The organism is Microbacterium sp. OVT16B (assembly GCF_019969705.1).
Classification (GTDB): Bacteria; Actinomycetota; Actinomycetes; order Actinomycetales; family Microbacteriaceae; genus Microbacterium; species Microbacterium natoriense.
The window spans coordinates 2,313,520-2,334,381 of the sequence record NZ_JAHXZA010000001.1 but is presented as its reverse complement, the minus strand read 5'-3'; the positions used below and the strand labels follow the sequence as shown (position 1 = coordinate 2,334,381).

Sequence of the window (20,862 nt, the reverse complement as noted above, 5' to 3'; positions counted from 1 at the left end):
CAAGGATGTGACATGGCTTCTGCCGCGCCCTCCCTCACCCGTACAGAGACCGATTCCCTCGGGAGCATGGAGATCCCCGCCGACGCGTACTGGGGCATCCACACTGCCCGCGCCGACGCGAACTTCCCGATCACGAAGCGCCCGATCTCGGTGTACCCCGATCTGGTGGTCGCCCTCGCGATGGTCAAGCAGGCCAGTGCCCGCGCGAACCGCGAGATCGGCGTCCTCGACCACGAGCGCGCAGACCTGATCGATCGTGCGGCGCAGCGGGTGATCGACGGCGAGTTCCACGACCAGTTCACGGTCGGAGTCATCCAGGGTGGTGCAGGCACCTCGACCAACATGAACGCGAACGAGGTCATCACCAACATCGCGCTCGAGATGGCCGGACGGGAGAAGGGCGACTACGCCTTCCTGTCGCCGATCGACCACACGAACCGCAGCCAGTCCACGAACGATGTGTACCCGACCGCCGTCAAGATCGGACTGTCGCTGACGCTGCGCTCCCTGCTCGAGGAGCTCGACCTCCTCCGTCGCTCCTTCCTCGGCAAGTCCCGCGAGTTCCACGACGTCCTCAAGGTGGGACGCACGCAGCTCCAGGACGCCGTGCCGATGACGCTCGGTCAGGAGTTCCACGGCTTCGCCACCACGCTCGGCTACGACCACTCGCGCCTCACCGAGAACGCGTCGCTGATGTTCGAGATCAACATGGGCGCGACCGCCATCGGCACCGGCATCACCACCCACCCCGACTACGCGCCCGCCGTGCTCAAGCACCTGCGTGAGATCACCGAGCTCGACCTCGTGACCGCAGGCGACCTCGTCGAGGCCACCAGCGACACCGGTTCGTTCATGTCGTTCTCCTCGACGCTGAAGCGCAATGCGATGAAGCTCTCGAAGATCTGCAACGACCTGCGACTGCTGTCGTCGGGGCCGCAGGCGGGTCTGGGCGAGATCAACCTCCCCGCCATGCAGGCCGGGTCCAGCATCATGCCCGGCAAGGTCAATCCCGTCATCCCCGAGGTCGTCAACCAGGTGGCGTTCGCCGTCGCTGGCGCCGACATGACGGTCACGATGGCCGCGGAGGCGGGGCAGCTGCAGCTCAACGCCTTCGAGCCCGTCATCGCGCACTCGATCTTCCAGTCCATCACCTGGATGCGCCAGGCTATGTGGACGCTCCGCGTGAACTGCGTCGACGGCATCACGGCCAACCGTGACCGTCTCGGTGCGATGGTCGGTGCTTCGGTGGGCGTCATCACCGCCCTCACCCCGTTCATCGGCTACGCGGCGGCCGCAGCCCTCGCGAAGACGGCGCTGCTGACGAATCGCAACGTCGCAGACCTCGTCGTGGAGGCCGGGCTGATGTCGCGCGACGAGGTCGCGAAGCAGCTCTCCCCGGCGCGTCTGTCCGGGCTCGAGGCCGTGACGGCGGCGATCCCGATCGTCACCCCGGATGACCTCGTAGAGATCTGATCCCTTCTCAGAACAGCCCCGGCGCACCGCGCCGGGGCTGTTCTGCGTTTCGGGAGCGGGGTGCGCGCGGCAGGGGTTGCCGATCGAGAATCTATGCGCTTAGATAGCAGGACATGCGAGTTTAAGCGCATAGATTCTGAGCGAGCGATTCGAGGAGGAAGACGTGAAGTTCACGAGCGTGCTGGGGGGAGTGGCGGCTCTGACCGCTGCAACCCTGCTGCTGAGCGGATGCGGGCGTACGGATGACGCCGCATCCGGACCCGGCGAGACGACGACGATCGACGACGGACCCGCGACGGGCACGATCTCGATCTGGGCCATGGGGGCGGAGGGCGAGGCCCTTCCCGACTTCGTGAAGGCGTTCCAGAAGGAGAATCCCGATGTGAAGATCGACGTGACGCCGATCCCCTGGGATGCCGCGCACAACAAGATCCAGACCGCCATCGCCGGCGGCAACACTCCCGACATCGCAATGATGGGGACGACCTGGATGGCCGACTTCGCCGACGCCTTCGCGACGGTTCCGGAGCAGATCTCCACCGACGGCTTCTTCGAGGGGGCCCTGAGCACGACGAAGGTGGGCGACCGCGCCGCGGGAGTGCCCTGGTACGTGGACACGCGCGTGCTCTACTACCGCACCGACATCGCGGAGAAGGCGGGCTGGACCGAGGCGCCCAAGACCTGGGAAGAGCTGTCGCAGATGGCCGCCGACATGCAGAGCAAGGGCGGCTCCACGTGGGGCATGCGTCTGCCGGCGGGCAACGACTCCTTCCAGGGCGCCATGTGGATGCCGTGGTCGGCCGGGGCCGAGCTCACCGACGGCAAGAACTGGACTCTCGACACCCCCGAGATGACGAAGGGGCTGGAGTACTACCAGAGCTTCTTCACGGACGGCATCGCCGACCCGAACGTCGACACCTCTCCCGGCGCGACCGAGGCCGAGTTCGTCGACGGCACCGCGCCGATGGTCGTCGAAGGGCCGTTCCTGCGCGGCCAGCTCGAAGCCGTCGGCGGCGAAGGCTTCGCCGACAAGTACACGACGGCGGTGCTTCCGGCTCTCGACGGCTCCGTGTCTTTCAGCGGCGGGGCGAACCTCGTCGTGTTCGACGGCAGCGACAACGCGTCATCCGCATGGAAGCTCGTCGACTGGTTGAGCCAGCCGAAGACGCAGGCCGCGTTCTTCGAGGCGACCGGTGACCTGCCCGCATCCACTGCGGCGTGGAAGGAGTCGGCCGTCGCCGGCGATGCCGGACTCGCGACGTTCGGCACGCAGCTGGAGACCGCCAAGGCGCCGCCGGTGACGACGAGCTGGGTCAAGGTCGCTGCCAAGGGCGACCAGGCGCTGGAGGCCCTCCGTCGCGGGACGGGCGACGTCGCCGACGTCCTGAAGACGCTGCAGGGCGAAGCGGACACCATCGGGCTGGACTGACCCGATGTCCGCATCCACCGCCACCGCCGCGAGGGCCGTCCGCGGCCCTCGCGGCGAGGGGAAGCGAAGCCTGGGCGCGGTGCGTCGCAGGCGTCAGGCCTTCGTCGCCTGGGGCTTCGCCCTCCCGTTCGTCGTCGTGTTCGCGATCTTCATGCTGTTCCCGATCGTCGGATCGTTCGCGATGTCGTTCACCGATTTCACGGCGCGCGACATCAGGTCCCCGTTCGCGGTGAACTTCGTGGGTCTCGAGCAGTTCTTCACCCTGTTCGCCGACTCCCGATTCCTCACCTCCCTCGGGGTCACCGGCGTCTTCGTGCTCGTCGGCATCCCGATCACGATGATCGTGGCTCTCGCTCTCGCTCTCGCGCTCAACAACGGGCGCGGACGGATCGTCTCGTTCTTCCGCGTGGGCTTCTACGCGCCCGTGGTGACGAGCATCGTGGCGATCTCCGTGGTGTGGCGCTACATCCTGCAGCCGGACGGGCTGCTGAACTCGGCACTCGCGCTGGTCGGAATCGATGGCCCCAACTGGCTCAACGACCCCGCCTTCGCGCTGCCATCGCTCATCATGATGGCGGTGTGGCGCAACGTCGGCACGCTCATGGTGATCTTCCTCGCGGGGCTCCAGGCCGTGCCGGAAGACGTGAATGAGGCCGCCACGATGGACGGCGCCTCACCCTGGCGTCGTCTCATCTCGGTGACGCTGCCGCTGCTCCGGCCGACTCTGCTCCTCGGGGCCGTCCTCATCTCCGTCGGCTACCTCCAGTTCTTCGAGGAGGCCTTCGTGATGACCAAGGGCGGCCCGCTGGACTCGACGCTCTCCGTCGCCTTCTACACGTATCAGCAGTTCGGCTTCGGGGAGTACGGACTCGCGTCGGCGGCGAGTTACGTGCTCTTCCTCGCGATCGCCCTGATCAGCCTGCTGCAGTTCCGGCTGCTCCGTTCGAAGGACTGACGCCATGACGACCTCCACGCTCGCCCCCGCTGCGGATGCTGCGGCGCACCGCCGTCCGAAGCGGCGCCGTTCGACGGGCCGCAGCGGCCGCGCTCTCACCTACACCGTCCTGGCCGTCGGACTCGTGCTGTGGCTGATCCCCTTCGTCTGGATGGTGCTGGGCTCCGTCAAGACGCAGGGGGAGATCCTCCGCCGACCGCCGACCTGGTGGCCGGAGAACCCCACGGGCGAGAACTTCGCCGCCTGGTTCGGTCCGCTCGACTTCGGTCACTTCTTCGTGAACAGCCTCGTCGTCGCGGTGGTCACCGTGCTCGGCAACATGGTGTTCTGCTCGATGGTCGGGTACGCGCTCGCCAAGATGGAGTTCCCCGGCAAGAAGGCGCTGTTCGGGCTCGTCATGGTCACCCTCATGGTGCCCGGCGTCGTCACGTTCGTCCCGCTGTTCGTCATGGTCTCCGCGCTCGGTCTGGTGAACACGTTCCCCGGACTCATCCTGCCGTTCCTGACGGCGCCGATCGGGGTGTTCCTCATGCGCCAGTTCATGCTCGGCATCCCCGAGCCGCTGCTGGAGGCGGCTCGACTGGACGGTGCAGGGGAGTGGCGCATCTTCACGCGCATCGTCATGCCGCTGTGCGGGCCGCCGCTGGCGACCCTCGGCATCCTCACGTTCCTGTCCTCCTGGAACAACTTCCTCTGGCCCCTCGTCGCAGCGCAGACGCAGGAGATGTACACGCTCCCCGTCGCCCTGTCGCTCTACTCGACGGGACAGAACGCGACCGACTACGGCCTGCTGCTCGCCGGCTCGGTCCTCGTCATCACGCCGATCCTCCTCCTGTTCGTCTTCCTGCAGCGCTGGTTCATCCGCGGTGTCGCGACGACCGGGCTGAAGTAGGCGGCATCTCTCGTCATCTCCCCGTCCCACGGAAAGCAGGACACGCATGAACCCCCACCTCCGCACGTCGAGCGACGGCGTCGAGTACCGCGATCTCAACGGAAACGGGACGATGGATCCGTACGAGGATCCGCGTCTGGCTCCCGCTGAGCGCACCGAGGACCTGCTCGGACGTCTGTCCGTCGAGGAGAAGGCCGGGCTGATGTTCCAGACGGTCATCGAGATCGGGCCCGACGGCGAGGTGCTCGAGACCCCGGGCGCGATCTCCAAGTCGCCGACATCGGATGTCGTCCTCCGCAAGCACCTCAGCCACTTCAACGTGCACGCCATGCGGACGGCGCGCGACGGGGCGCGCTGGAACAACAACCTGCAGCGCCTCGCCGAGCAGACGCCGCACGGCATTCCGGTCACGATCAGCACCGACCCGCGGCACGCCTTCGTGGAGAACACGGGAGTCGCCTTCTCCGCCGGTCCGTTCTCGCAGTGGCCGGAGGCGATGGGGCTCGCCGCGATCGACGACATCGACCTGATCCGGCGCTTCGCCGACACGGCGCGTCAGGAGTACCTCGCCGTGGGGATCCGTGCGGCGCTGCATCCGCAGATCGACCTGCCCACCGAGGCGCGGTGGGGGCGTCAGGCGCAGACCTTCGGCTACGACGCCGACCGCGTCTCCGAGATCACCGCGGCGTATCTGCAGGGCTTCCAGGGCGAGAAGCTCGGCGCGCAGAGCGTGGCGTGCACCACGAAGCACTTCCCCGGCGGCGGGCCGCAGCTGGACGGGGAGGACGCGCACTTCCCGTACGGGCGCGAGCAGGTCTACCCCGGCGGACGCTTCGAGGAGCATCTGAAGCCGTTCGTCGAGGCAATCAGGCAGGGCACCGCCGGCATGATGCCGTACTACGGCATGCCCGTCGATCTTGTGCGCAACGGCGAGCGCATCGCCGAGGTCGGCTTCGGGTACAACCGTCAGATCATCACTGACCTCCTCCGCGAGGAGCTCGGCTACGACGGCGTCGTCGTCACCGACTGGGAGCTCGTCAACGACAACCACGTCGGAGATCAGGTGCTGCCGGCGCGGGCATGGGGCGTCGAGCATCTCACGCCGATCGAGCGCATGCGGATGCTCCTCGACGCGGGCGCCGACCAGTTCGGAGGGGAGGAGTGCGTGGAACTGCTCCTCGAGCTCGTCGCGTCCGGTGCGGTTCCGGAGGCGCGGCTCGACGAGTCGGTGCGGCGGATCCTGCTCGTGAAGTTCCAGCTGGGCCTGTTCGACGACCCGTTCGTCGATGAGGACGAGGCCGAACGCATCGTCGGCTCGGCCGCCTTCCGCGCGGAGGGCTTCCGGGCGCAGGCGGAGTCGGTCACCGTGCTCGAGAACCGCGACGGGGTGCTCCCGCTCTTCGGCGGCGCGCGCCTCCGTGTGTATGCGGAGGGAGTGCGCGAGAGCGCGCTGGACGAGTACGCGGACTCGGTGCCGCGTCCGGAGGACGCCGACGTCGCGATCGTGAGGATCGGCGCACCGTTCGAGCCGCGAGACGACCTCTTCCTCGAACGATGGTTCCATCAGGGATCCCTGGAGTTCCCTCCCGGACTGGTCGTGCGCCTGCAGCGCATCGCCGCGCACTGTCCGCTCGTGGTGATCGTGAACCTCGACCGCCCCGGCATCCTCACCCCGCTCGTGCCCATCGCGTCCGCGCTGGTCGTCGACTTCGGCAGCTCGGACGAGGCGGTGCTCGCGGCGCTCTCCGGGAGGGTCGCGCTCCGCGGAACCCTGCCAGTGGAGATACCCCGGTCCATGGAGGCCGTGCGCCGATCGAGGGCCGATGTTCCCGGGGACACCGTAGATCCGCTGTACCCGCTGCGCAGCGGACTCACCCTGACCTGACGGCGGCCGGAGTCTGCGGCCGTCAGTAGAATCGCCCAGAGAGCGAGGTGTCCATGGCGTCCAGCCGCCCCACCGTCTACGACGTCGCCGAACGCGCGGGCGTCTCCATCGCGACGGTGTCCTTCGCATTCCGCAGGCCTGAGAAGGTCCGCCCGGAGACGAGGGATGCCGTGCTGGAGGCGGCGCGGGAGATCGGCTACGTCCCGAGCGGTTCCGCCCGCAACCTCGCCAGGGGCCGCACGGGAGTCCTCGGTCTCCACCTGTTCGATCTGCTCCTCGACGGCCCGCAGGACGGCGCTCTGCCGCAGCAGCCGGGCGCCCACGAGAAGCGCGTCGACATCGAGACACTGGATCTCGACGCGGGGCTCGTGCCCTGGGATGCCGTGGAGGATGCGCGCCTCAGCGAGCCCCAGACGTTCCCCCTCTACGTCGACGAGGTGCAGCGCGGCTTCGTGCTGGAGTGCAAGCGCAACGGCCGCGCCGTGCTGCTCAGCACGGGCGGGACAGGACTGTCCGATGTCGCCGACACCGCGGGACGGGTGGACGGGCTCGCGGTGCTGCCGGGGAAGTCGGCGATGGCCTCTCTCGCCTCGGTGGCGTCGAATCTCCCCGTCGTGGTGCTCAGCAGCGAGACCGGCGACGGCCACCACGTTCTCGTGGACAACGTCGGCGGCGAACGACTACTCATCGATCACCTCGTCGACGTGCACGGCGCGTCGACGCTGGGGTGGATCGGCGCGCGCCTCTCGCACGACTACGCGGAGCGCGGGGACGCGTTCTTCCGGATCCTGTCCGAACGCGGAGACGCCGTGACGGGGGAGCAGCTCGACGAGGTCGACCTCGACATCGCGCCGGACTTCGCCGACGTCGTCGCCCGTGCTCGCGCGGGCACGCTGCCGGATGCGCTCGTCTGCGCGAGCGATCAGGTCGCCATCGCCCTCATGGACGTGCTGCGCGCCGAGGGCGTCGAGGCGCCTCGCGATGTGCTCATCGTCGGATTCGACGGCATCCTCGCGGCTCGCACGACGACGCCGACGCTCACGACGATCCGTCAGCCGATGGAGCTGATGGGCAGGATCGCCGCGCACCTTCTGCTGACGGACCCTGGCGACGGCTCGATGGCGCCGAAGACCGTGCGCCTCGGCGTCGGGCTCCAGCGCGGTGAGAGCTGCGGCTGCGCCGGCTGACGGCGACCGCGGTCAGTCGATCATGCGGCAGTGCGTGGTGAGCTCGCCGATGCCGTCGATGCCGACCGTGACCGTGGAGCGGTCGCGCAGGAAGATCTGCGGGTCGCGCGAGTAGCCGGCGCCGCCCGGGCTTCCCGTGGAGATCAGAGTGCCGGGCAGCAGCGTGAGCGACTGCGACAGGTGCGCGATGAGCTTCGCGACAGACCGCACCATCTGACCCGTGGTGGCGTCCTGCACGGTGTGGCCGTCGACGACGGCCCAGATGTGGAGATCCTGCGGGTCGGGGATCTCGTCGGCGGTGACCGCGAACGGACCCGTCGGGGTGAACCCGTCGAAGGACTTGCAGCGAGACCACTGCGCCTCGGCGAACTGGACGTTGCGAGCCGTGATGTCGTTGACGACCGTGTAGCCCCAGACGTGGCTCAGGGCCTCGGCCTCGGCGACGTCCTTCGCCGGCGTGCCGATGAGCACGCCGAGCTCCGCCTCGTAGTCGACCGCTTCGCTGAGCGCGCGCGGCCAGGTCGTCGTCTCTCCGTGACCCGTGAGCGAGTTGGGCCACAGGGTGAAGACGGTGGGGGCGGCATCGGTCTTCAGACCGAGCTCGCTGGAGTGCGCGGCGTAGTTGAGACCGACGGCCAGCACGGCCGGCGGCGCGAGGACGGCGGATGCGAACGCCCACTCGTCGAGCGGATGACGCGGCGCTGACGCCGACGACAGCGCGGAGCGCAGGGCGTCCAGAGTCTCGTCGCCTCCCCCGATCAGCTGCTGCAGGGTGGCAGGAGGGTCGGACAGGAGATCAGAGACGAGGATGGCGTCGGTGCCCTCCACGACCGCGAGATGAGCGGCGGGGGAGTCGGCACGGCGCAGATGAGCGAACCGCATACCTCTACGGTAGCCGCCATGCCGCTGCGCCGCCTGGAGGAAGTCGCCATGACGGGAGGATCCTGATTGTGGCCAATATGCTGTGCCTATGAGTTCCGGAGGACCGTTCCAGCCATCGCCGTACACTCCGCCGCCCGCCGGGCAGCCTCAGCCGGCGCCGCAGCCCGGTCCGCCGGCGGCGCCCGCTCCGCAGTACGCACCCCCGCCGCAGCCGCCCTACGGCGCGCCCGCACCGCAGTACGGTGCTCAGCAGTACGCCCGGTCGGACTACACGCCGGCGGCCTTCGCCCAGCAGCCGGTCTACGGATCGGTGCTCGCCCAGCCCACTCCCTACGCGCCTCCCGCTCCCGTCGCGCCGTCGCCGGCTCAGGGGCTCCCGTCGCTCCCGGCGCCGCGGCGCGGCGGCCGCATCGCCCTCTACTGCCTGTTCGGCGTCCTCGGCTTCCTGCTGATGGCGCTGATCGGCTACTTCGCGATGTTCCTGGGCACCTGGGCATCCGTCATCGGGCTCGTGCTGGCGCTCATCCCGCTCACGATCGTGTTCTTCGTCGTGCGCATGATCGACAGGTGGGAGCCCGAGCCCAAGCTCCTGGTGTTCTTCGCGATCGCCTGGGGTGCGATCGCCGCCATCGGGCTCACGCTGCTCGTGGACTTCGGTCTCAGTGCTTTCTTCGGCCCGCGCAGCGACGCGGCCGCTGCGGTCGTGCAGGCGCCCGTCGTGGAGGAGTTCTGGAAGGGCGTCGGCGTCTTCCTCATCTTCCTCATCGCCAGGCGGAGCTTCGACGGGCCGGTCGACGGTGTGGTCTACGGCGCGCTGGTCGGCGCCGGGTTCGCGTTCACCGAGAACATCCAGTACTTCGCGATCAGCCTCATCGAGGGCGGAGGTCCCCAGCTGACGATGACCTTCGTGGTGCGCGCTCTGATGTCGCCCTTCGCCCACGCGATGTTCACCTCGCTCGCCGGCCTCGCGATCGGCTTGGCGGCGCGTCGTCACGCGTCAGCGGGAGCGGCCCTCGGGTTCGGGGTTCTCGGCTGGATCGGCGCGATGCTCCTGCACGCGCTGTGGAACGGCACCGCCACCTTCTCCGACTTCTTCCTGCTGTACTTCACGCTGCAGGTGCCGCTGTTCGTCGGCTTCATCTTCGGGATCGTCGCGCTCCGTCGGGAGGAGGCGCGCCTGACGCGGTCGCGTCTGGGCGAGTACGCGGCGGCCGGGTGGTTCACCCCCGAGGAGGTGAACATGCTGGCGACCCCCGGTGGCCGCAAGGTCGGCATGAGCTGGGCTGCGCAGCTCCGGGGCGACAGGCGTCCGCTGATGCGCGAGTTCATCAAGGACGCGACGACGCTGGCATCGGTGCGTCAGCGTGCGATCACCGGGCGGGATCCGCTCGCCGCGCAGGACGAACAGGCGCTCCTCGTGCGAACCCGTGCCACCAGGGCAGCACTGCTGGCGTACTGAGCGGAGACGGTCATGAGCGCGTTCCTCCTCATCCACGGCGCCGGTGACGTCGGCTGGTCCTGGCACCTCGTGGGGGCCGAGCTCCGCGCGCGCGGCCACGAGGTGTTCGCGCCCGATCTGCCTGGGGGCGACGAGACCCAGGGGTTCGCGGACTACGCCGACGCCGTCGTCACGGAGGTGGGGGAGTTGCACGATCTGGTCGTGGTGGGGCACTCGATGGGAGCCTTCACCGCTCCCATCCTCGCCGAGCGGCTGTCGGCCGACGTTCTCGTGCTCCTCGCCGGCATGATCCCTTCACCGGGGGAGTCGCCCGACGAATGGTGGACGCGCACCGGCTGCGGCGACGCGGTCGCCGCAGCCGCGGAGCGCGACGGGGGCCTCACGGGCAACGAGGATCCCTTCGTGAGCTTCTATCATGACGTGCCGCGCGAACTCGCCGAGGAGGCGATGAGCAAGGAGCGCGCGCATCCGTCTTCTGCCGCGATGGCGGCGCCCTGGCCGCTGGCCGAGTGGCCCCGCGTGAGCACGAAGTACATCGTCTGCACCGAGGATCGCTTCTTCCCGCCGGAGTTCCTCAGGGCGCTCGCACTCGAGCGGCTCGGTGTCGTCGCGGATGACATCACGGGGAGCCACTGCGTTCCGCTCAGCCGCCCCGTCGAGCTCGCGGTGATGCTCGAGGGGTACGCCGCAGAAGCCCGTTCCGGTCGGGAGTGAGCGGGCCGAGGCTCCGGTCGCAGTGGTACGTCGTAGCAAGACTCAGCGCCCGGTGCTGCGGCGATGCCTGCATGTCTACCGGGCGCTGAGTTGATCTGTAAACAGGGTGCACCCGGTGCTCTCGGGTGTCAAGAGGTTTCTTCGCGCCCCCTTCGGGGTCAGATCTCCTCGACGATCACATCGAGGGCCACACCCTCGCACGCGATCCGGGGGAGAGCGGCGAGCCGGCTGCCGCGCACCGAGTCGCCCGTCGCGCACCGCGGATCGGTCGAGACCACCACGCGTCCGACACCGTTGGTGAGGGTCACCTGGTGGCCGAGTGCCATGAAGCGCGGTGTGAGCTCCTTCTCGACGGCGGCCACGAGCAGATCGAGGCCGGCGACGCCGATGCGCTCCCCGTCGATGTCGGCGGGGACGGCGATCGTGATGGTGTACTCGTCGCTGCAGAGGTAGTCCACGTACGGGCCGGCGACGTGCGACTCTCCCGTGGTCATCGGCACGCGATACCACTCCAGGGCACTGTAGTCGATGTCCTCCTTGTTCACCGTCTGGGAGGCGAGCACCAGCTGACGGCGGTCGGCGCCCTGCCACCACGCAAGGTGGCTGCGCGCGTCGGCGAGGAGATCGATCGCGGCGATGAAACCCGCTCCGTACACGGGAACGCCGGGCAGCTCGAGGGATGCGAGGGCGTGCGGCTCGACGAGCGCATCGATCCTCGCGCTGGTGAGCGGGCTGGTGGCGCGAACGTCCGCCACCTGTGCTGCGAACCGGGGAGCCCAGGCGCGCAGCGCGCGGATGGGCTCGGAGAAGTATCCCCGGACGATCTCGGCCGCGGCCTCGACCGCTGTGGTCTCGGTTCCTGTGGTCATCGCGTCCTCCTGTGCACGTCGATGTCGGTCATCTGTCAGCCGGCTGCAGCCTGCAGCTGGATGAGTGCGTCGATGGTCTCGGAGACCATGAGCTCGGTCCTGGCGCCCGCGGCATCCGGATCCGCGGCCTCGACCGCGTCGATGACGGCGGCGAGATGCCGGGCCTGTCGCAGTCTGTCATCGCTCTCCGACGCGACCAGGCGGAGGTACGGCGAGAGCTCTGCCTGCAGCTTCATCTGCTCCCTGGTCAGACGCGCGGACTGGCTCAGCGCCACGATCTCGATCTGGACGTCGTCGAGGAGACGGCGCTGCTGATCGCCGTCCAGCTCGCTCAGCCGCTCGATGCGCCGCCGCACCTGCTGCGTCTCCGTGGGATCGGCTCGGCGTGCCGCGAGACGCACGCAGGCGCCGGTGATCGCCGCATAGTGCGCGCCGAGATCGCGCAGCGCCACGCGTGAGGTCGACCGGACGGCCTCGCGGGCGAAGGAGAGCGGGTCCGCGTGCTCCGCGACGAAGCTGCCGCCGTTGCGTCCGCGGCGTGTCGTGACGAGCCCGCGCCCGCGCAGGGCGAGGAGCGCCTCGCGGACCGTGACAGGAGCGACTCCGAGGCTCTTGGCGAGATCCGCCTCGGTGGGAAGCCGTTCGCCGGCCCGCAGATGGCCGCGGGTGATCGCGTCGACGAGCCTGCGCTCGACGAGCTCGGCGCGGCCCTCGTCTCCGATCGGCTGGAAGAGCGCGCCCTGCAGGCGGTGAGGATGCTGCTGCGCGCGGCTCTCAGACGCCGTCGCAGCGGAATCGGCGGCGGCCTCCGTGGGCGCTGCAATCGGTTCCATCCTCAGATTCTCCACCCTTGTCGGTGAACGCGACAAAATCGGTACTTGAAATATTACCTCTGTGTTTATATGTTTAGGAAACCTTCCGAGTTCGACGTTGATCCGAGGAGCGCGAGATGATCGCCACAGCCCCCGTCGCCGACGCAGTCGCCGATCCCCCCAAGACCGATGGCGCCGTGACTCTGCACGGCGTCACGAAGTCGTTCGGCGAGTTCACCGCCGTCCGCGACCTGGAGCTCGAGGTCGCATCGGGGGAGTTCCTCTCGATGCTCGGTCCCTCCGGCTCCGGCAAGACGACGGTGCTCCGCATGATCGCCGGGTTCGAGGATGCGACGAGCGGCGTCATCCGCCTGTCCGGGGTCGACGTCACCCGCACGCCGCCGCACGCGCGGCAGGTGAACACGGTCTTTCAGGACTACGCGCTGTTCCCGCACCTCACCATCGCGGAGAACGTGGGCTACGGGCTCAAGGTGAGGGGAGAGGGCAGGGCCACGCGCACCGAGCGCGTGCGTCGTGCGCTCGAGCAGGTTCGTCTCGACCATGTCGCCGGCCGACTCCCTCATCAGCTCTCCGGAGGACAGCGGCAGCGCATCGCCCTCGCCCGTGCGCTCATCCTGCGTCCACAGGTGCTCCTGCTCGATGAGCCTCTCGGAGCGCTCGACAAGCAGCTCCGCGAGCAGATGCAGATCGAGCTCAAGCAGATCCAGCGCGAAGTGGGCATCACGTTCATCTTCGTGACGCACGACCAGGAAGAGGCGCTCACCCTCAGCGACCGCGTCGCCGTCTTCAACAACGGACGGATCGAGCAGATCGGGACAGCACGCGACGTGTACGAGTTCCCTCAGACGGAGTTCGTCGCGCGTTTCCTCGGTCTCTCCAACCTCATCGGGGGCGACCTCGCGGAAGAGCTCACGCGCGACAGCCGCACGATGAGCATCCGGCCGGAGCGCGTTCGGCTGCTCGGCGCCGACGACGCGCACGACGAGGGCGAGGTCTCGCTGACGGGGGTCGTCCGCGAGGTCGTCTACACAGGGCCGGCGACGCGATTCCTCGTCTCGACGGACGCCGGAGCCGACATCATCGCCGAACGCCCGAACGCACACCACCCCGCGGCGGGAGCCGCCTTCGGCCGCGGGGACCACGTCCGCGTCGCGTGGACACCTGACCATGCGGCGCGGCTCCCCTGAAACACCCGTACACCCACCTGCAGCACTGATCACAAAGGAGCGATCCATGCGTAAGAAGATCCTGACCGTGTCGGCGATGACCGCCGTCGCCGTGCTCTCCCTGTCCGCCTGTTCCGGAACGACCGATGCCCCCGCGGAGGGGGGAGGCCAGCTCGAGATCGACGTCCCCGACATCCCGATGCAGAAGGAGCTCGGCGACTATGAGGGAGAGGTCAACATCGTCGCCTGGAGCGGTTTCGTCGAGTCCGACTGGAGCGACGCGTTCACCGAGGAGACGGGGTGCGTCGTGAACCGCCGCGTCGCCGGCACCAGCGACGAGATGGTGCAGCTCATGCGCACGGGGGACTACGACCTGGTGTCGGCCTCGGGCGACGCGAGCCTCCGCCTCATCGCCGGCGGCGATGTGCAGCCGCTCAACCTCGAGCTGATCCCGAACTTCGGCGACGACATCGTCGAGGGGATGAAGGGGCAGATCTACGACACGATCAACGGCAAGTCCTACGGCATCCCGATCGGCCGCGGCGCGAACATCCTGCAGTACAACAGCGAGGTCGTCACCGAGGAGCCCACCAGCTGGGACGTGGCCTGGGAGAAGGACAGTCCGTATGCGGGCAAGATCATCGCCTACGACGCGCCGATCTACATCGCCGACGCCGCGGTCTACCTCATGGCGCACGAACCGGAGCTCGGCATCAAGAACCCGTACGCCCTGGACGAGGAGCAGCTCGCCGCCGCGGTCGACCTGCTGAAGCAGCAGAACGGCATCGTCTCGGAGTACTGGGCCGATCCTGCGGCTCAGATCACCTCGTTCGCCGGCGGCACCACGGTGCTGGGCACGTCGTGGGAGGTGCTGCGCAAGCTCACCGAGGACGACAGGTTCAAGAGCGTGCTGCCGGAGGAAGGGTCGACCGGATGGTCGGACGCGTGGATGCTCGCTGCCGAGGCGAAGAGCCCGAACTGCGCGTACGCGTGGATGGACTACGCGTCCTCGCCCGAGGTCAACGGCGCGATCGCGATGAACTTCGGCATGGCGCCGGCGAACGCGGCGTTCTGCGACACGAGCGACGAGGCGAAGGCGCATTGCGAGTACTACAACGCCACGAACGAGGAGTACTTCAAGAAGGTCTGGTTCTGGACGACCCCGATCGAGCAGTGCATCGACGGGCGGACTGACGTGACCTGCACCAACTTCCAGCAGTGGACCGACGCCTGGCTGACGGTCAAGAACTGATCCACCGGGGGCGGAGCCCGTTCGGGCTCCGCCCCACCGCACTCGACTTCTCGAGACAGGACTGACCATGAAGCGACGCGCACGGATCGCGGGGCTGCTCGCCCTGCCGATGACCTGGCTCATCGGCGTCTACATCTTCTCCCTCGTGATGCTGCTGGTGACCGCCTTCTGGGTGACCGATCCCTTCACCTCGAAGGTGAAACCGGGGTTCACGCTCCGCAACTTCGAACAGCTCATCGCGAATCCGGCCTACCTCTCCACGTCTTTGCGCACTCTCGGGATCGCCCTCGCCGTCACCGCGGTGTGCATCCTCATCTCCATCCCGCTCGGGATCTTCATGGCGAAGGTGGCTTCGCCATGGCTGCGCGGTGTGCTCGCGGCGTCGATCACTCTGCCGCTATGGGCGGGCTATCTCGTGAAGGTCCTCGCCATGAGGATCACGTTCACGGAGGACGGGTTCTTCAACTGGCTGGTCGGCCCCGTCGGCGGGCGCGGGCCTGGATTCAGCGCCTTCACCGTGATCCTCACCCTCACCTATCTCTGGCTGCCCTACATGGCCGTGCCCGTGTACACCGCGATCCGACAGCTGCCTCCGAATCTCTTCGACGCGTCGGCCGACCTCGGCGCAGGGTCGTGGCGCACGATCAGGACGGTCGTCCTGCCGCTCATCAAGCCGGCCGTCATCGCCGGCTCGGTCTTCACGTTCTCGCTGAGTCTCGGCGACTATCTCGTCGCCAAGTTCGTCGGGGGGTCGACGCAGATGATCGGAAGCGTGATCGCATCCAACATCAACCTCAACCCGCCCATCGCCGCGGCGTTCTCCCTCGTGCCCATCGCCTTCGTGGTGATCTACCTGGTCGGTGTCCAGCGCACCGGCGCACTGGAAAGGATGTGAGGCAGCCATGCTGAGACTGTCCAGGACCTCCAAGACGATCCTCGGGATCCTCGTCGCCGCGATCCTCGTGTTCATGTACGTGCCGCTGCTGCTCGTGGTGCTGAACTCCTTCAACGGGGCGCGGATCGCGAGTTGGCCGGTGAGCTCCTTCTCCCTGGAGTGGTGGGGCAAGGCGTTCGCGAGCGAACCCGTGCGCGCGGCTCTCCTGAACTCGATCCTGGTCGCGGCGGGAGCCACGGCGATCGCCCTCGTCCTCGGAACGCTCGTCGCCTTCGCGCTGCAGCGGTACTCGTTCTTCGGCCAGCGTGCGGTCAACCTGCTCGTCGTTCTGCCGATCGCGCTGCCCGGCATCGTCACCGGAGTGGCCCTGAGCAACACCTACAACCAGATCCTCGAGCCCATCGGCATCCAGGTCGGCTTCTTCGGGATGATCATCGCCCACGGCACGTTCTGCATCGTGATGGTGTTCAACAACGTGCTCGCCCGCCTGCGCCGGCTGAACCCCGGCATCGAAGAGGCGTCGAGAGACCTGGGGGCGACGCCGTGGCAGACCTTCCGTCTGGTCACCTTCCCGCAGTTCCGCAGTGCCTTCATCGCCGGCGGCATCCTCGCCTTCGCGCTGAGCTTCGACGAGGTCTACGTCACGATCTTCACCGCCCCTCCCGGGGTGGACACCCTTCCGCTGTGGATCATGAACCAGATGGCGAGGCCCAACGAGGCGAACGTCGTGAACGTGGTCGCCACCGTCGTCATCCTCGCCTCGTTCATCCCGGTGTGGGTGTCGCAGCGCCTCGGGAGGGACCTCGCCGACAGGGACTGAGACCTCGTTCGGCGGTCGCCGGAGTGTTCGCTGTGAGCAGGTGCGCTCGCGTTGACCGGGGGTCGGGGCTCGGGTTGGATGGAGTCATGACTGATCGTACGAAGCCTGAGTTCGACGCACCCGCCGGCCCCGCTCCCGCTGAGCTCGTCATCCGCGACATCATCGTGGGCGACGGCGCCGAGGCGAAGCCCGGCGACACCGTGACCGTCCACTACGCCGGCGTCGAGTTCGACTCCGGCGAGGAGTTCGACTCCTCGTGGGGTCGCGGCGAGACCATCCAGTTCCCGCTGCGCGGGCTCATCCAGGGCTGGCAGGACGGCATCCCGGGCATGAAGGTCGGCGGACGCCGTGAGCTGGTCATCCCTCCGCACCTGGCCTACGGCCCGGTCGGCGGCGGGCACTTCCTCTCCGGCAAGACCCTGATCTTCATCATCGATCTGGTCGCCGTCGGCTGATCCGCACTTCTGCGCAAGGCGTCTCGCTCCCTCGGGGGCGGGGCGCCTTCGTCATTTCGAAGAAGAATCTTCATTCACGGGAATACATGTCTGTGAATGCAAGTTGCACCACTCTGACGCCGCGCACGCGGCCGGACTTTTCGTCAGATCCTCAGAGGAGACACCATGACCAGCATCGACATCCCCGGCTACCGCTCCGGCACCTGGGTGCTCGACCCCGCGCACAGCGAGGTCACCTTCAGCGTCCGTCACATGATGATCTCGAAGGTGCGCGGCACGTTCGGCATCAAGTCCGCGACACTCGTCGCTCCGGAGAACCCGCTCGAGGCCAAGGTCACCGCCAGCGTCGACGTCTCCTCGATCGACACCAAGGATGAGGGCCGCGACACCCACCTCCGCTCCGCGGACTTCTTCGACACCGAGAACTTCCCGACCATGGAGTTCGTGTCGACCGGCACCCGTGTGGAGGACGGCGACTTCTTCGTGGACGGCGACCTCACCATCCGCGGCGTCTCGAAGCCCGTGAGCTTCGCGTTCGACTTCGGCGGCTTCGGCTCCGACCCGTGGGGTTCGTACAAGGCAGGTGCCTCCGCGACCACCGTCATCAACCGCGAGGACTTCGGCCTCACCTGGAACGCCGCTCTCGAGACCGGTGGGGTGCTCGTCGGCAAGGACATCACGATCAACCTCGACCTGCAGGGCGCTCTGCAGCAGGACTGATCGATCCCGCACTCGCATCCCCGACGGCGGGCGTCGACACTCTCGGCGCCCGCCGTCGGCGTATCCGGAGTCCGGGGTGTGTCGGATGCCTGCAGGCCGACTCTCGGTCGCTGGTCGCCAGCCGTCGGTCGCCAGTCGCCAGCCGCGAGTCGCCGGTCGTCAGCCGCGGGCCGCCTGCTGCCAGCCGTCGGCGGTCAGTAGCCGGCCGTCAACCGTCGGCCGGGGAAGCGAGACGCGAACCGACGGCTCGCAGCGACACCGCCGCCCATGTGCGGAAGGGCCTCCAGGCCTCGGAGATGCGCGCGAGCTCGTCATCGCTCGGCGTGTGGTCGAGGCCGTAGAGGCTCTGGACGGCGGCCCGCGAGTGGTCCTCTTGAGTCGAGAGGACATCGGTCAGCCCGCACGCGCGGATGACGATGAGCGCGCTGTAGAAGGGGCCGATACCAGGCAGCCGTTGCACGTCGGCCATGGCCTCAGCGGGGTCCATGGCGGTGAGGCGCGCCACGTCGAGCAGGCTCTCCTGCGCCGCGCGGGCGATCGCGTGCAGCCGCGGGATGCGGTCGGCAGGCAGCCCCGGCACCGCATCGAGGGCGAGCAGCTGATGCGGCAGGGGAAGGGCGGCTTCCGTGCGGCCGGCGAGTTCGAAAGCGGCGCCGTGCGCGAGTGAGAGCCGCTGGCGGAGGCCGATGCCCTGGCGTCGCGAGCGCCGCGCCGAGAGCGTCGCCCAGACCGCCGCCTCGTACGGACTGTAGAAGTTCGACGGACGGAAGCCGGGAGCCTCGGCGTGCACCCGCGTGAGGACCGGATCCGCCGCGCAGACCGCGGACCACGCGTCTCCGTCCTGATCGGCGGACACGACGCGCGCGACCTGAGCGGAGATCGCTCCGAGATCTCCGTCGCCGTGCACGGTGAGCGTGAGCGCGCCATCGGTCTGGCGCACCTCGACGCCGACCTGCGTGTCGAGCGCGTCCGTGCAGAAGGCCAGGCGCATCACGCCGTCGAAGGACGATTCGTCGCGGTGCCCGAAACCCATGAGTGCGACCTCGCGGAGGTCATAAGGCCCGGTGAGCGGCAGCGTGGCCGTGCGGATGGAGGTGCTCATGCCCACACTCTGCACCCGACCTCCGACATCGCTGTGGTCTGCCGTCAGAACCCAGGGCTCAGGGTTCGGGGCTCTCCGCGTCGTATGCGCGGAACTGCGGATTCCTCCGGGCCAGCAGCGCCACGAGGGCGATCACGATGAACCCGCCCAGCAATGGCGGGAACCACAGCGCCGTGAAGGTGGCGAGGGTGCCGGCGTACAGCGCGCCCACCCGAGGCCCGCCCGCGACGACGATGATGAACACCCCCTGGAGGCGTCCTCTCATCGTGTCGGGCACGGCGGCCTGCATCATCGTGTTGCGGTAGATCGAGCTCACGTTGTCGGAGGCTCCTGAGAGGGCGAGCGCGACGCAGGCAGCCACGATGAGGGGGATGCTCGGAGATCTCTCGGTGGCCGAGCCGGTGAGGGCGCCGATGAGCAGGACCAGGCCGAACAGGGCGATCGCGGCTCCGTACGCCTCGACGGCTCTCGCGATGCCGCGTCCGTGCCACCGGTACTGCACAACACGGCCGGAGAGCAGACTCGATCCGAAGGTGCCGACGGCGACGGCCGCGGTGAGCAGGCCGGTGGTGACGGCGCCTCCGCCGAGGATCACCGTGCCCAGCGCGGGGAAGAGCACGAGCGGCTGCCCGAAGGTCATCGCGACGATGTCGAGGATGTACTGCATCCGGATGTTCCCGGCCCTGCGGAGGAAGCGCCAGCCGTCCTTGAGGGACTCGAGGCCTGGCCGCACGGTCTCGCCCTCGGGGCGCAGCGCCGGGAGCGTCCACAGCCCGAGGAACATCGACAGCATGAGCACGACGTCGATCGAGTACGTCCAGCCGTATCCGGTCAGGGCGACGAGGATGCCGGCCAGCGCTGGCCCTGCCATGACGGTGAGCCCGAACGCGACGCCGTTCAGCGCGGATGCCGCCGCGAGCTGATCTCTCGGGATCAGACGGGGCACGATCGCGGTGCGGGTGGCCATGCCCACCGAGTTCGCGGCGGAGTTGATCATGCTGAGCGCGTAGAGCCACCAGATCGTCTCCATGCCGGTCCAGGTGAGTGCGGCGAGGAGGGCTGTCGAGGCGAACGTCACGGTGGCGGCGATCAACGCGACGAGACGGCGGTCGAAGGCGTCGGCGAGCATGCCGCCGTACAGGCCCGCGAGGATCATCGGCACGAGCCCTGCCACCGCGATCATGGACACGGCGAAGGTGCTGTGCGTGAGGGAGAACACGTGCAGCATCACGGTGACGATGGTGAGCTGCCCGCCGATGCCGGTGAGTGTGGATCCGATCCACATCCTGGCGAACGCCGGGCTCCGCCGCAGCGGGGTCAGATCGATGAGATGGCCGCGCGTCGCGCTCACTGTTCTTCTCGGTCCTGCACCCTCCGAGCGTATCCGAGGGGCGGGGGAGCGGGCGCCGCGCATGGTCGCCCGCGGGGCCGGATGGCTGGTAGACTCTTCAGGTTGCCGTTTGATCGGCCGCGGATAAAGAGAGCTCGCACATCAGGTGCCGGGCACCGCGCAACAAGCAGAGAGGGGATCGAATCTATGGCACTGGAAGCAGACGTCAAGAAGGCGATCATCGAAGAGTACGCGACGCACCCCGGTGACACCGGATCCCCCGAGGTGCAGGTCGCAATGCTGACGCAGCGCATCAAGGACCTCACCGAGCACCTCAAGGAGCACAAGCACGACCACCACTCGCGTCGTGGCCTGTTCCTGCTCGTCGGTCAGCGCCGCCGTCTCCTGGGTTACCTCCAGGACATCGACATCAACCGTTACCGCTCGCTCATCGAGCGTCTCGGACTGCGTCGATAAGGCATTGAGCCCAGCGTTCAATCGCGCAGAACATTCTTGAGAAGGCCGCCCACGGTGTGGGCGGCCT

General features: G+C 68.2%; 20 protein-coding genes. 15 read left to right on the top strand and 5 right to left on the bottom strand.

From position 1 onward, the window contains the following. Positions 1–12 precede the first annotated feature (12 nt). From LC438_RS11160 to LC438_RS11135, 6 genes are all read left to right on the top strand, one after another. Positions 13–1,473, top strand: coding sequence for an aspartate ammonia-lyase (locus LC438_RS11160; RefSeq protein ID WP_105674591.1), 1,461 nt, complete (start codon positions 13–15; stop codon positions 1,471–1,473). Positions 1,474–1,636: 163 nt separating this feature from the next. Further along, positions 1,637–2,902, top strand: a complete 1,266-nt coding sequence (locus tag LC438_RS11155) for an extracellular solute-binding protein (protein ID WP_223586608.1) — start codon at positions 1,637–1,639, stop codon at positions 2,900–2,902. Positions 2,903–2,906: 4 nt separating this feature from the next. Beyond that, positions 2,907–3,857: a carbohydrate ABC transporter permease gene (locus tag LC438_RS11150; protein WP_223586607.1), complete on the top strand. Its 951-nt coding sequence runs from the start codon at positions 2,907–2,909 to the stop codon at positions 3,855–3,857. A 4-nt stretch (positions 3,858–3,861) separates the two neighbouring features. Then, positions 3,862–4,749 carry a carbohydrate ABC transporter permease gene (locus LC438_RS11145; RefSeq protein ID WP_105674584.1) on the top strand — a complete coding sequence of 296 codons (888 nt, stop codon included), beginning with the start codon at positions 3,862–3,864 and terminating at the stop codon, positions 4,747–4,749. A 46-nt stretch (positions 4,750–4,795) separates the two neighbouring features. Next, positions 4,796–6,634 carry a glycoside hydrolase family 3 protein gene (locus tag LC438_RS11140; RefSeq protein ID WP_223586606.1) on the top strand — a complete coding sequence of 613 codons (1,839 nt, stop codon included), beginning with the start codon at positions 4,796–4,798 and terminating at the stop codon, positions 6,632–6,634. Positions 6,635–6,687: 53 nt separating this feature from the next. Continuing rightward, complete coding sequence (locus LC438_RS11135) at positions 6,688–7,821, top strand: LacI family DNA-binding transcriptional regulator (protein WP_223586605.1); 1,134 nt, start codon at positions 6,688–6,690, stop codon at positions 7,819–7,821. Between the two features lie 12 nt (positions 7,822–7,833). Here LC438_RS11135 and LC438_RS11130 read toward each other — a convergent pair whose 3' ends face one another. Further along, entirely contained in the window at positions 7,834–8,703 is an 870-nt protein-coding gene (locus LC438_RS11130; protein ID WP_223586604.1) for a fumarylacetoacetate hydrolase family protein, read from the bottom strand. 88 nt (positions 8,704–8,791) lie between these two features. On the opposite strand from LC438_RS11130, the gene LC438_RS11125 reads away from it, so the two are divergent. Continuing rightward, a complete protein-coding gene (locus tag LC438_RS11125; RefSeq protein ID WP_223586603.1) occupies positions 8,792–10,162 on the top strand; it encodes a PrsW family intramembrane metalloprotease in 1,371 nt (456 codons plus the stop codon). A 12-nt stretch (positions 10,163–10,174) separates the two neighbouring features. Continuing rightward, positions 10,175–10,876 carry an alpha/beta hydrolase gene (locus tag LC438_RS11120; protein ID WP_223586602.1) on the top strand — a complete coding sequence of 234 codons (702 nt, stop codon included), beginning with the start codon at positions 10,175–10,177 and terminating at the stop codon, positions 10,874–10,876. Between the two features lie 158 nt (positions 10,877–11,034). Here LC438_RS11120 and LC438_RS11115 read toward each other — a convergent pair whose 3' ends face one another. Both LC438_RS11115 and LC438_RS11110 read right to left on the bottom strand, forming a co-directional pair. Beyond that, positions 11,035–11,745, bottom strand: a complete 711-nt coding sequence (locus tag LC438_RS11115; RefSeq protein WP_105674573.1) for a cache domain-containing protein — start codon at positions 11,743–11,745, stop codon at positions 11,035–11,037. Between the two features lie 35 nt (positions 11,746–11,780). Next, positions 11,781–12,578: a FadR/GntR family transcriptional regulator gene (locus tag LC438_RS11110; protein ID WP_223586601.1), complete on the bottom strand. Its 798-nt coding sequence runs from the start codon at positions 12,576–12,578 to the stop codon at positions 11,781–11,783. A gap of 116 nt (positions 12,579–12,694) precedes the next feature. On the opposite strand from LC438_RS11110, the gene LC438_RS11105 reads away from it, so the two are divergent. From LC438_RS11105 to LC438_RS11080, 6 genes are all read left to right on the top strand, one after another. After that, on the top strand, positions 12,695–13,765 hold the full coding sequence (locus tag LC438_RS11105; RefSeq protein ID WP_223586600.1) for an ABC transporter ATP-binding protein: 1,071 nt from the start codon (positions 12,695–12,697) through the stop codon (positions 13,763–13,765). A 46-nt stretch (positions 13,766–13,811) separates the two neighbouring features. Further along, entirely contained in the window at positions 13,812–14,996 is a 1,185-nt protein-coding gene (locus tag LC438_RS11100) for an extracellular solute-binding protein (protein ID WP_223586599.1), read from the top strand. A gap of 67 nt (positions 14,997–15,063) precedes the next feature. Further along, positions 15,064–15,891: an ABC transporter permease gene (locus LC438_RS11095; RefSeq protein WP_105674565.1), complete on the top strand. Its 828-nt coding sequence runs from the start codon at positions 15,064–15,066 to the stop codon at positions 15,889–15,891. 7 nt (positions 15,892–15,898) lie between these two features. Beyond that, positions 15,899–16,711 carry an ABC transporter permease gene (locus tag LC438_RS11090; protein ID WP_223586598.1) on the top strand — a complete coding sequence of 271 codons (813 nt, stop codon included), beginning with the start codon at positions 15,899–15,901 and terminating at the stop codon, positions 16,709–16,711. A gap of 86 nt (positions 16,712–16,797) precedes the next feature. Continuing rightward, positions 16,798–17,166, top strand: coding sequence for an FKBP-type peptidyl-prolyl cis-trans isomerase (locus LC438_RS11085; RefSeq protein ID WP_105674561.1), 369 nt, complete (start codon positions 16,798–16,800; stop codon positions 17,164–17,166). 165 nt (positions 17,167–17,331) lie between these two features. Then, a complete protein-coding gene (locus LC438_RS11080) occupies positions 17,332–17,886 on the top strand; it encodes a YceI family protein (protein WP_223586597.1) in 555 nt (184 codons plus the stop codon). 208 nt (positions 17,887–18,094) lie between these two features. On the opposite strand, the gene LC438_RS11075 is transcribed toward LC438_RS11080, so the two are convergent. Together LC438_RS11075 and LC438_RS11070 are read right to left on the bottom strand one after the other, a co-directional pair. After that, positions 18,095–18,988: a DNA-3-methyladenine glycosylase gene (locus tag LC438_RS11075; RefSeq protein WP_223586596.1), complete on the bottom strand. Its 894-nt coding sequence runs from the start codon at positions 18,986–18,988 to the stop codon at positions 18,095–18,097. A gap of 58 nt (positions 18,989–19,046) precedes the next feature. Continuing rightward, a complete protein-coding gene (locus tag LC438_RS11070) occupies positions 19,047–20,339 on the bottom strand; it encodes an MFS transporter (RefSeq protein WP_223586595.1) in 1,293 nt (430 codons plus the stop codon). A gap of 186 nt (positions 20,340–20,525) precedes the next feature. Here LC438_RS11070 and rpsO point away from each other — a divergent pair, with 186 nt between their 5' ends. Continuing rightward, positions 20,526–20,795: a 30S ribosomal protein S15 gene (gene rpsO, locus LC438_RS11065; protein WP_005048780.1), complete on the top strand. Its 270-nt coding sequence runs from the start codon at positions 20,526–20,528 to the stop codon at positions 20,793–20,795. The last annotated feature ends 67 nt before the right edge of the window (positions 20,796–20,862 follow it).